The 11,516-nt window shown below is 65.9% G+C and carries 10 protein-coding genes and 2 pseudogenes; 9 read left to right on the plus strand and 3 right to left on the minus strand.

Translation table 11 applies throughout. The annotated features are described in order from the left end of the window. Positions 1–720: 720 nt before the first annotated feature. Complete coding sequence (locus ACGF2Y_RS36245; RefSeq protein WP_392956277.1) at positions 721–1,470, minus strand: transposase family protein; 750 nt, start codon at positions 1,468–1,470, stop codon at positions 721–723. Positions 1,471–1,938: 468 nt separating this feature from the next. Here ACGF2Y_RS36245 and ACGF2Y_RS36250 point away from each other — a divergent pair, with 468 nt between their 5' ends. After that, complete coding sequence (locus ACGF2Y_RS36250; protein WP_392956279.1) at positions 1,939–2,388, plus strand: spore-associated protein; 450 nt, start codon at positions 1,939–1,941, stop codon at positions 2,386–2,388. A gap of 807 nt (positions 2,389–3,195) precedes the next feature. Then, positions 3,196–3,624, plus strand: a complete 429-nt coding sequence (locus tag ACGF2Y_RS36255) for a hypothetical protein (RefSeq protein WP_392956281.1) — start codon at positions 3,196–3,198, stop codon at positions 3,622–3,624. Between the two features lie 406 nt (positions 3,625–4,030). On the opposite strand, the gene ACGF2Y_RS36260 is transcribed toward ACGF2Y_RS36255, so the two are convergent. Next, the gene (locus ACGF2Y_RS36260) at positions 4,031–4,561 is read right to left on the minus strand and encodes a hypothetical protein (RefSeq protein WP_392956284.1); all 531 of its coding nucleotides are present in this window, start codon (positions 4,559–4,561) and stop codon (positions 4,031–4,033) included. 500 nt (positions 4,562–5,061) lie between these two features. On the opposite strand from ACGF2Y_RS36260, the gene ACGF2Y_RS36265 reads away from it, so the two are divergent. Then, on the plus strand, positions 5,062–5,811 hold the full coding sequence (locus ACGF2Y_RS36265; protein ID WP_392956287.1) for a transposase family protein: 750 nt from the start codon (positions 5,062–5,064) through the stop codon (positions 5,809–5,811). A 90-nt stretch (positions 5,812–5,901) separates the two neighbouring features. Here ACGF2Y_RS36265 and ACGF2Y_RS36270 read toward each other — a convergent pair. After that, positions 5,902–6,063: pseudogene (locus ACGF2Y_RS36270) on the minus strand (DUF255 domain-containing protein); the annotation flags it as partial. Positions 6,064–6,243: 180 nt separating this feature from the next. Between ACGF2Y_RS36270 and ACGF2Y_RS36275 the strand changes: the two are divergent. The 6 genes and pseudogenes from ACGF2Y_RS36275 to ACGF2Y_RS36300 all read left to right on the plus strand — a co-directional run. Further along, entirely contained in the window at positions 6,244–6,987 is a 744-nt protein-coding gene (locus ACGF2Y_RS36275) for an NUDIX domain-containing protein (protein ID WP_392956289.1), read from the plus strand. After that, positions 6,988–8,151 carry a purine phosphorylase gene (locus ACGF2Y_RS36280; RefSeq protein WP_392956291.1) on the plus strand — a complete coding sequence of 388 codons (1,164 nt, stop codon included), beginning with the start codon at positions 6,988–6,990 and terminating at the stop codon, positions 8,149–8,151. After that, positions 8,148–10,136 (plus strand): hypothetical protein, encoded by a 1,989-nt coding sequence (locus tag ACGF2Y_RS36285; RefSeq protein WP_392956293.1) that lies wholly within the window; start codon positions 8,148–8,150, stop codon positions 10,134–10,136. Before ACGF2Y_RS36280 ends, ACGF2Y_RS36285 begins: the two co-directional genes overlap by 4 nt. 19 nt (positions 10,137–10,155) lie before the next feature. Beyond that, entirely contained in the window at positions 10,156–10,695 is a 540-nt protein-coding gene (locus ACGF2Y_RS36290) for a hypothetical protein (RefSeq protein ID WP_392956296.1), read from the plus strand. 280 nt (positions 10,696–10,975) lie between these two features. Next, entirely contained in the window at positions 10,976–11,239 is a 264-nt protein-coding gene (locus ACGF2Y_RS36295) for a hypothetical protein (protein ID WP_026290215.1), read from the plus strand. Next, positions 11,236–11,436, plus strand: a pseudogene (locus ACGF2Y_RS36300) (DNA-binding protein); the annotation flags it as partial. The gene ACGF2Y_RS36295 and the pseudogene ACGF2Y_RS36300, both read left to right, overlap by 4 nt. Between the last annotated feature and the right edge of the window lie 80 nt (positions 11,437–11,516).

Genomic DNA, 11,516 nt, shown 5'->3' on the forward strand with positions numbered 1-11,516 from the left:
GCTACGACAAGCTCGCGGTCCGCTACGAGGCGACTGTCCTCGTAGCGGCCATCAACGAGTGGCTGTGACCAGCACATTCGATACACGCCCTAGGGGGACTTATGCGCACTCTCGTTAAAGCCGCGTCCACGGCAGCTATTTCTGTGGCACTTGTCGCAACACTAGGGACTGGAACAGCCGTTGCTGCTCCGCTCGACAGTGGCACGTTCAATGTGGACACACCGAATGTTGGCTACACGAACGGGTTGGTTAACTTCTACAACCGTAGCGTGCAGATCACGGGCACAGTGAAGTCGGACACTACAGGGTGCGCTAGCGCAAACTTTCAAATAAAGCAGGGAGTGAACTGGTACTTCGAAACAAGGACCGCCTGTGGCCGTGGGACGGGCACCAGCAAGGGTTTCAATTTCACGATTGATTTCGATGCTCGCGGAGCTGCTGAATACGTTTACGTCCAGCTCTTGGATAGAAATGGTAAAGCCGCAGGAGGCCATGCAGTGGTGAACCGAGGCATCTAATCCTCAAGCCTCGGCGGGCCGTTTCGGTTGTACGGGCTGGTGGCGGCCATGCTGAAGGCCCGGCTGTCGCCAGGGCGCGGCCGACGCGTGCCGTGGGGGCCCGTTGTCGAGGCTCGGTGAACCTGCGCGGCGGCCATCTCCTGACCTCGTTTTATGCAGTTCGGGTGAGCGGGTTTTTGGCTGGGTGGCTCACTGAGCCTCTTCAGCGTTGCAGCTCCAGGGTGAGGATGGCCTTGGCGATTGACGTCATGCGGTTGGGGCTGCAGCGGGACCTGCGGAAGATGCGCCAGGACTTGACGCGGGCGACACCGCGTTCGACGGGTGCCCGTGTCGCAGCCAGGGCCCGGTTGCGTGTCTTGTCGGTGGGGGTGAGTTCTTGCAGGGGCTTGCGTTTGATGCCCGTGGTCAGCCACGGGCCGGCGCCCTGGTAGGCGAGATCGGCCACGATGGGAACGCCCTGACGCTCGCAGATCCGGATGATCCGGTGGGTGCGGGCGGCGGTCAGGTCGTGGGTGCGGCCTGGCAGGGCGGGCGAGAGCCACAGCAGCCGGCCTTCGGGATCGGTGACGACTTGCACGTTCACGCCGTGGCGCCGGTGTCTGTGGGAGTAGTCGGCGCGGCCGTCGCCGACCCGGTCGCATTCGGCGAGAGTGCCGTCGAGCAGGACGAAGTCGGGTTCGTGCTCGCGCAGCATCTTGAGCAGGCCCGGTGCACGGGCGGCGAGGAGGTCGACGACCGCGCTGGTGTAGGCATGGGCGGTGGACTCGCTGATCCCGAACCCGGCGGCGATCTTCGCCAGAGTGGTGTGTTCGCGCAGGTACACCAGTGCCACCATCGCGCGCTGGGACGGACGGAGCTTGCAGCGCCGGTCGCCCTCACGGGTGACGATCAGCATGGTGACCCACTCCACGAGTGCGTGCGGCAGGTCGAGTGCGGCAGGATGCATGACCAACGAGGCCCCCGAGCAACGTAATTGAGACGTCAGACATCTCGATCAACAGCCCGGGGGCCTCACTCGTTGCGCTTCACGGATCTTCACCCGATCGGCGGCCACCTCGAAGAAGCTCACTAAAACCGCGCATCAGGACAAACACCAGCCGCCACAGCCCCACAAAACCCCAGATCAGAGACCCACCACACCACCGAGAGTCCTGAAACAATCACATCCCCAGGCCAGCGTTTCGCTCACCAAGTGATCATTAACGGATTTTCCACAGCGAGCCCGTCTCCCGCCACCACGGTAGAGACGAGCAGCCCACTCCACAGCCCGAACAGCGTTCCCCCAGCTCAGCCCTTCCCTCCAGAAGAGCTACACCCAAATCGGATGGTGTCTCGGTGCGGAACCGGTACAACCATCCATCCTGGTCGTGGGTCACATCAGGTGGGAGTAGAGCTCTCCCAGAGACGCAAAGGGGAAAGTATGCGAATCTCGCGCAAGATCGCCGCCGCCGGGGCGTTAACCGCACTGGTGGTGGGCGCCACGGCCGCGTTCAGTACGACCGCGTCCGCCGCACCCAACGTCACACCGCAGGACGTCTGCGGCAGCGGCTACAAGACCGTGAACTCGGAGCCCATCAGCTCGCTGGGCACCGTCTATCTGACGTACAACTCCTCGAACGGCCAGAACTGCGTCGCCACCATCAGCAACAGCCCGGGCACAGTAAAGTACATGGCCACGCACATCGAGGTCCCCGACACCACCGAGAGAGCCGTGGACGCCGGGTTCTTCAGGTCTTATGCGGGGCCTGCGTACGTCTTCGGCAGAGGCCACTGCGTGAACTGGGGCGGCACCATCGACTGGGCGCACGTACGGGTGGACAACTCCAACTGCGCCGCCCTGAAGGAGCACCGGGTCACCGAAATCCGCTGACCCGGCTCATCACCCGGCCGCGAGTTCCCGCGCCGGCGCCTCCCGCAGCTCGACCGTGCGGCCCCTGCCGCTGAACGGTCATCGGGAAGGCGTCCATGAGCCGCAGATGGCGCGGGATTCCCCCTGGCCCGGACACCGGCCGCGTATGCGCGGCCACCACCCACGCACCGCGTGGGCCTGGGCCCTGGCCGCGCTTGGTGGGGGCTGCAACGCTGTCGGCTGAGCTGATGCCGTACCGGGGAAGGAGGCTCCCCGAGATACTGGAGCCTTCTTCCCCCTCGGCTTTCGACGTTCTCGCAGGGTCTCGCATGAGGTGCCCGGGTGGGTGGGTTTGGGGGATCGGCCGTGCTGGGGCCGGACATAAGAGAAGCATCGGCGGTGTTCACATCGCCTCCGTAGAGGGAGTCCGCCGATGCTCCTCGATCCGACCGTACCGGCTTCGCTGCTGGCTGTACTGGAGTTGGTGGGCGGCAACTTCACCGCCCCGACCTTCCGCACCTTCACGGCCCTGGTCACGGGGCTGATCGCGCAGACCGGGAAGAACACGGTGACCGGGATGCTTACCGGCGCCGGCCTGTCGCGCCTGTGGTCGCACGACCGCGCGCACACCTTCTTCTCCAGCGCCCGGTGGGACCCCGGCATCCTGGGCATCTCCCTGTCCCACCGGATAGCCCGCCACCTCCTGCCGCCGGACGCGCCGTTTACGACCTCGCCCCACCGCGCACCGGGAAACGCGGCCGGCCCGCCCTCAAGGGCGCCCGCCTGGGCACCGCCAAAGAGCTGGCGACCACTGCTGTCTTCACATCAGTGCAGGTCAACCGGTACCAGCGGACCGACACGGTGTTCCTGGCCGAGGTGACCTGCCTCTGGTACGGCTCCTTCCACACCCAGCAGGTCCGGCTGATCCTCCTGCGCGACGATGCCACCGACACCGGCTACGACCTCGCCCTGATCAGCACCGATCCCACCACCCCGACCGCCGAGTTGGTCAGCCGGTACGCGTGGCGCTGCTCCATCGAGGTCACCTTCGCCGAGGCCCGCGACCTGCTCGGCGTCGGCCGGCCCAGAGCCGCACCCGCCGCGCGGTCGAACGGACCATCCCCTTCGGCCTGTACTGCTACACGATCACCGTCATCTGGTACACGCTCCACGGCCACCACCCCGCCGACGCCACCGAGCGGCGCGAACGCCAGCCCTGGTACACCACCAAGACCGACCCGTCACTCTCCGACATGATCGCCAAACTCAGGCGCACGATCATCGCCGCACGATCTATGCCCACCCATCCCGGTCAGCCCACCGCAAGGAAATCCGCGACGTCCAGCAGCCTGGGCCACCGCCAGCCTCGATCACACCAGGTGAGCATCAGAGCCTGTCAGAACGTCGAAACTCGAGCCCCTCCCCAGGGCAGTTTCAAAGTCATGTGAGCGCATGAGTCGCCAGCCACCACGGCGCGAGAGAGCCCAGGTCGACCGTCACGTACACAACAGAGCTCCAGTTGAGCGGAGGAGGGCTTCCCAAGTCGCCCTGAAACGTCGGAGCTTCGGTTCGATGCCAACATCTCGTTCGGCGTGTGCCGTCGGCTACCAGGAAGACCCGCCTCTCCACAGGCCGGATCTGCACTCACTGGCCATGCTGGCCCTCAGGGAGTGAGGAGGTCGTCACGCATATTGAGGCACATGCCCATTTCAGCGAGGTGCCGGCCGTCCGCGATGTCGAGGAGGCAGGTGAAGAACACCATCTGACGGCTCAACCACACGTTCCTGACCTCGCCGAAAGTCAAGCGTACGGTCACCTCGGCGTCGAAGACAGGGCGCCGCAGGCGGGCGCTGCTGGAGGTGACCATGATGCGGCGCCGCACCTCTGCCCATGGCCTCCGAGGAAGGGCGGAAAAGGCGGGAAGATGCCCGTCGAAATAGGCGAGCAGCACCGAGCTCATGGTGTGGAAGCTGGCCAGTTCCAGGGTGGTCGAGTGATGCAACAGGAGTCGGTGCGGGGCCCGGACGTTGCGATCGGATTCCAGGTTGACCCGATAAAGCCCCGTGTAGGTCCCGTCTGCGTAATCGGCGCCGCAGGGGCGCCATGGCGTCGAGACGACCCAGGTGTCGGTCAGATGATCCATCGTGGCCGCGAGCGACGTCCACGGCTGGGTATCGTTCCCCGGAAAGCTCATCCCAGACATGGTCCCATGACCCTCGCCAGCGCGGTAGATGCCGGACGCCTGGAGCGACGCGCCGCTGACGATGCCGACGTGACGTTCCCCCAAGGCCGAGTAGCAACTGACACTTCGTCAAACCCAGGTAGCAGCACAGGGTGACAAAGGTCGACTCCCCCGGCGCGCAGTCCACAGTCCTGAGGCGGCCGCCGAATAGCCACCCAGCACGCGGGACCCGCCCCGTGTGTTGCGACAACGGAGCCCCTGCTCAGTGAGCAGGCGCTTCCCGTTCGAGGCGTGACTGCGGAGCGACAAGGGCAGGCAGAAGAGCCCCAAAGGCGGCGGATCCGATGATCAAGGAGAGGACCTGACGAGCGAGACCATCACCCACCACGAGGCAGTGAGCCTTTTCAGAGTGGCCACCGGACGGGTGACGGGGCTGGTGGCCGCAACGCACGAGGCTCCCGTGCCGTTGAGGGAGGTGTTCTACGTCTCAACTCGACAGCCCAGGAGCCCCGTTGGTTCCCTATCCTGCCGCACTCGACCTGCCCCACGCCCTGGTCGAGTGGGTAACCAAGCTCATCGTCACCCGTGAGGGTGACCGCCGCTGCAAACTGCCGCCGCACCGACGTGCTCTCGTCGCCCTGGTCCACCTCCGGCGGCACGACACCCTGTCCGAGATCGCCGCCGGGTTCGGGGTGTCCGTCGGCACCGCCCACGCCTACGTCACCACCGTCGTCGGACACCTGGCAGACCGGGCGCCGGGACTGCTGAAGGTGCTGCGGGAGACGGATCCCGACCACGCGCTCCTGGACGGCACCCTCGCTGAGTGTGACCGGGTCGGCGACCGGCGGGCCGACTACTCCACCAAGCACAAACGGCACGGCGTGAACGTGCAGGTCGTCACCGACCCCACCGGGAGGATCCTGTGGCTGTCGCCGGCCCTGCCGGGCCGGACCCACGACCTGACCGCCGCCCGCACCCACAGGATCATCCGGATCTGTGAGCGCCAGGGCGTCCCGATCCTCGCGGACATGGCATACATCGGCGCGGGCGACTGGGTCACCACCGCGAAACGCCGCCCGCCGGGCGGCGAACTCACCCCCACCGAGCAGACGGTCAACCGAGCCCTGTCCGCGGCCCGGGCGCCCGTCGAACGCGGAGTCGCCCGCCTGAAGTCCTGGCGAGTCCTCCGACACGCCCGCTGCAGCCCCACACGCCTCAGCACGATCACCGCGGCGATCCTCACCCTTGAGAGGCAACGCTGAAAAGGCTCAGTGAATGCACCCGGCGAGGTGGAGGGCCCTTGACGCCACGTGCGCAACGCACTCCAGCTACCTGGATCTACACATTCAGCAGTGGCACCAATGGCAGCTCGCGTACCCGACGCTGAGCAGCACCGGCACGTCCCACTGCCTCGCCTCCTCGAACGCCTCGGGCGACCAGGGCCACCAGTCGACGGGATTGTCGGCGTGCTGGAGGAGGTACGGGGAGGTGGCATCGGCCAGGCGGTTCACCATGCGGGCAGTATCGCAGCCCCGGTCGCGGGAACCCTGAATCCGGAACAACCGGCGAGGCCGGTTCCAGCCGGTTGGTTGGCGCGCCTCACCGCCCGCGCCCTGGCTGCGGAGTCGAACGCGACTGCGAGCCCGCGCCCTTCTTATTGTGCAAGTGACAGTAACTGAAGTACCTTGTAGAACATGGAAGATGACGCGTGGTCACCACCGCATGTACTACTGACGGTCGATCTCGTGATCCTGACGTTGCGGGAAGGCCACCTGCACGTTCTCTTGGTGGAGCGGGGCGAAGACCCCTTCCGGGGCATGCCCGCCCTGCCCGGCGGATTTCTGAACCACGATGGCGAGGAGATTCTGGATGCCGCCCACCGTGAACTGGACGAGGAAACGGCCCTGGCGTCCAGCTGGGTCCACCTTGAACAGCTGGCCGTGTACGGAGAATCGGGGCGCGACCCCCGTGGCCGAGTCATCTCCGTGGCGCACCTGGCGATCGCGCCGGGGCTGCCCGACCCGGTCGCGGGAACAGATGCCACCGATGCCGCGTGGTTTCCGGCAGAAGCCGTGCTGTCCGGCGAAATGGAACTCGCCTTCGATCACCGCCGAATCGCAACGGAGGGTATCGAGCACGCGCGTACCAAGCTTGAGTTCTCATCGCTGGCCACGGCATTCTGCCGAGAGGAGTTCACCATCGCAGAGCTGCAACAAGTGTACGAGGCCGTCTGGGGCACCGAACTCGACACTCGCAATTTCTACCGGAAGGTCCAAGCCGCCAAGGGATTCATCGTCCCCGTCGGCACGGACCGCAAGAGCACGGGCGGCCGGCCTGCACGACTGTACCGGTCCGGTCCAAAAACCGTGCTGTTCCCACCGCTGATCCGACCCACGCCGTCCGGTACGGAAGAGAACACGAGAGGGAAAGTGGAGTAGATGCCGAATGGCCCGGTGGTGATTCTCACCGCCCTCAATCTCGAGTATCAGGCTGTACACCAGAAGCTGACGAGCCCGCAGGCGCACCGCCATGAGCGCGGTACTCGATTCGAAGTGGGAACCGTGTCCGGTACGTCACGCCGTGTCGCGCTCGGTCTGACGAGCAAGGGAAACCAATCCTCCGCAGTGATCGCCGAACGCGCGATTCAGGAGTTCTCCCCACCGGCCGTGCTGTTCGTCGGGGTCGCCGGCGCCTTATGGGACGCCACCAGGCTGGGTGACGTTGTGGTGGCATCACACGTGTACGCCTACCACGGTGGGACCAGCGAGGACGACGGGCTCAAAGCCCGCCCTCGGGTATGGGAAGCACCCCATGGCATCAGCCAACTCGCCGCGCACGTAGCTCGCTTGAACGACTGGGCGGATTCCGCCTCCGGTCCCGAAGACGCGCCGCAGGTGCGCTTCGGGGCGATCGCCGCCGGCGAGGTCGTCCAGAACTCAAGGATCTCGGCCGAGGCGAAGTGGATCCGGCAGCACTACAACGACGCACTCGCCATCGAAATGGAGGCGGCCGGGGTAGCGCAGGCCGGCCATCTCAACGGAGCGCCGGTGGCCATCATCCGCGGAATCAGCGACCGAGCGGACGGCACGAAGAACAGCGCTGACGACCGCACTCGACAGCCGCAGGCCGCAGCAAACGCAGCGGCGTTCGCCATCCGGCTGGCGGTGGAACTGGCCGGGGAACAGGAAGAAGCTCCCGTACCCCGCGACGACAGGGTCCCATCAGCCGACCGGCTCGGCCGGCATGTCAGCAACACCGCCCACAACAGCACCGTCGGCATCATGGCCGGCTCGGTCACGGGCAGCAGCGTTCACATGAACACGACTCCGCAGGAGTCCGGCCCGACCGACCTGATCGCGGCACTCAATGGTTTCCGCGAAACTCTGGGGCGGCACCACACTGAAGGTGCCCTCGACAAGGACACGTACCAGGAGGCCCTGGTCGACCTGGAGTCCGCCCTCCGGTCGGCCGGGGGAGGCACTCCTGATTCGTCGAAGCGCGCGGCAATGACGCTGAGGAGACTGCGGGGACTGGTCGTGGAGTGTCCCGAGCTGTTGGCCGAGTTGGCCCCCTTGATCACCTCAGCCGGTGGCCGGGCATGAGCGACAGCAACGATGCTACGTACAGTGCGGCCGCGTACGATTCCACCATCGGGATCCAGGCAGAGACCGTACACAACTCCAATGTCTACTTCGTCCACCCGGACGCTTCACCGCAGGAGAAGTACAGGGTGGGCGTGCGCCTCCTGGAAGACGGCATCCCCAGCCGCGCCCGCGAAATGATCACTGATGCGATCGCTCATGGCTACCACAACGCGGAGGTTCGGTTCCACTGGGTGCTCGCCATGCTCAGCGCACGCACACACCACGACCTCAGCACCGAAGAGGTCCAGCGGCTGCACCACGCCTCCGGGCTCGTGCGAGCCTACGTAGAGGACGTGTGGAAAGAAGCCCTGCGCGTCACTTTCGACCTGCTGGCGGCGCTCGGCACTGCCGGCGGAGCGACCGGCCCCGTACTGAAGCAGTTGCAGGACCTGCCGTCCCGCCAGCATGACGCGATCCTTCGCCACCTCGACCTCATGCTTACCGGAGGGTTGAAGGACGAGCTGTGGGCGGAGACCCTCGAACGGGCTGCAGCAGAGCGCTTCGGCAACGACCGGGCCCAGCGGGTCTGGGCCTACTTCGAGCCCGACCCCATCGGGGCACGGGCCGTACGCCCCCGCCTGAGCACTGCGGCCGCTGCCGCTGCGCAGGCAGCCCTTCCGCTCCGGGTGGCCGTGTTCGTGGTCAGCAGTGTGGTCCTTGGGGCCCTGGCATGGATCGCGCATCCAGCCCAGGCGGTTCTCGAGTCACTGGTGGCACTCGGCGCGGGCCACACCGCGGCCCGTTGCGGCGTCCAGTGGTGGGGCCGGGGATCCCGGCCGGCCGAAACGGCCGGGGCAGACGCCTCAGAGCCACACAGTCCCGCACCTGCCGAGGGCGGATTCACCAAAGGCGTTCACCATAAGTTCGACCACTACTTCAGAGTTCGCACACCCCACGGGTTCACCCCGGACGCCTGGCTCGCGCACACCACCGAGATCCGCAGCAGCCTTGCCGCCGAGGTCGCGGACCTCTACCGGGAAAGCCGGATCGGTGTGGAGCGAGTCACCTGGCTTATCCGGTACCTCGCCGAGGAGACCCGGAACCGACACAACAGCGGCACCCTCTTCGATCGACACCCTCAGGACCGGACGCTGACCAGGACGAAGGTCCTGACCGTGACAGCCCTCGCCGTTCTCGGCGCCGCGGCCCTGTCAGGGTTCGGCACGGCGGTCTCGGGTGCCGCCCAGCCGCGTCCGCTGTGGGCGTTCCTGGCCTTGCTCGGTGCGGCCTGGTCAGGGCACGCGGCCGCTCAGCTGTGGCTGAAGGCCCGGCGTGAACGGCACCGATTGGCCCGGGAGGCTCTGGAGTACCAGAAAGAACTGGCCGCACGGCAGGACGCCCACCAACGCTGGAAGGCGCTCCTGGACTCGGCCCGCCCCAGTGAGCGGGAAATGGAGACCTGGCTCACCTGCGACAAGACCACGTTCGTCGATGAGGCGCTGCGACACCACCGGCTCACCTGGCGTGATCTGATCACGCACACCATCCTGGTGACCCCGGCGCGCCACTACAGACGGGCCCGGGTCCAGGGCGGCCCATGGCGGACCTCGCACTACGTCATCCGCCTGTTCCTGTTCACCCGGGACGGCATCCGCGAAGTCAGCTCCGAGCTAACGTTCTCCGACTCGACGCGCAAGAACGAGCAGCGGAGCAACTACCGGTTCGACGCCCTGTCCTCGGTGCAGGTGACGGAGAACGCCGATGTCGGCTACGACCTGGAGCTCGTCCTCACCAACGGACCGGCCCGGAGAATCCGCGTCAAGGACGCCGATGCCCATCAACTGGCGCCGGACGAGAGCGCTCGGGAGATTTCCGAGATCAGCCTCAACTCCGCCGGCTTCACCCATACCTTCCGCCTCCTGGAGGGCATCGCGGCGGACGGGAAGGACTGGGTCGAACGGCATAACCCCGACAACCTGACGCCCTTCCAGGTCGCCGACTGACCTGGAATCGAGCAGACGAATGGCTGTGACCTCCATGGACGATGTCACCGAGAGCAAAGTCCTGCTAGCCGAGTACGACCGCCTCAAGGAGGAGCAGAAGACCCGCATAGGATTCCGCGACAACCTCCTCTACTTCACGCTCGCCGCGGTCACTGCGGTCGTGGCGGTCACTGTCCACAGCGGACAGCCCCGACTGTTGCTCTCCGCCCCCGCCATCTGTCTGATCCTGGGCTGGACCTACCTGGTCAATGACGAGAAGATCTCGGCGATCGGCTGCTACGTCCGCGACCGACTGGGGCCGCGTCTGGGGGAACTTTCCTCCGCCCGGGGCGCGGTGTTCGGCTGGGAGGTCTATCACCGCAATGTTGCGGGCCGCACCATGCGCAAGCGGTTTCAGACAGCAGTGGACCTGTTCACGTACCTGATCCTGCCCATGGTCTGCACGATCGCGTTCTGGTGCTCCCCCACCGTTCACCCCGTACTCGTGCTCACTTCACTTGTGCAGACGCTCACCCTGGCGGCGCTGGGCTGGCAGTTCCTGCGCCGTGCGGAGCGGTAGCACTTGCCCTGCCGCAGGGCGAGCTCCGGCTGATCAATCGATCGAAGGCGGCGCTTCCGTAGGGCCGGACAGTCGATTTCAGCGATTCAGGAGATGACTCCGCCGACTGTCAGTCCGAACTACTCTCTGCGTTCAGCGCTGCGTTCACATCAGCCTCGAACGGCACCATGAAGGCAAGCGCCACATCGAGCGGGATCTTCCATGAAGGACGCTTCCGACGCGGCAGGCGGGTGCACGGACGATCTCGCGAATGTAATAGAGATGGTCTTACACTGATTCCATGAAGCAGAATCGTTCCGGAGTCACTGAGAACATCTCCGTATCCATGCCTTCCGAGCTGGTCAGTGAACTCCGATCAAGGACCGGCCGCCGAGGGCTGTCCGGCTACGTCACCGAGGCTGTCAGGCACCAGCTCGCCATGGACGGGCTCGCTGAGATCGTCGCGGCCCACGAAGAAGAGCACGGCGCGCTCACGGAGCAGGAGATCGAAGCCGCTCGTCGCGAGCTGTTCGCAGACGAGAACACCGAGCGGGGCGCCGCGTGAAGGAGCAGTCGGCCCGCTCGCTGGTGCTCGACTCCGAGGCGCTCTCTCTGCTCCTGCGCAACGACCGCGGTATGGCGGCTCGCATCGAGGCCTCCCGGCAGGCTGGAGTTCCCGTCCTCGTGTCCGCGCTGACTATTGTTGAAGCCGTACAAGCGAAGACCGACCTTGCGCGGTTGAAGTGGCTGCTGAGCTTGCTCTGCTTTGACGGACACCATTGGTGTGGTGGTCAGGCTGCGAGTACGGTCTCGTACTCGGCGGGGCTGAGGTAGCCGAGGCT

Origin of the sequence: Streptomyces sp. NPDC048142, from assembly GCF_043202835.1 — a bacterium.
Lineage (GTDB): Bacteria > Actinomycetota > Actinomycetes > Streptomycetales > Streptomycetaceae > Streptomyces.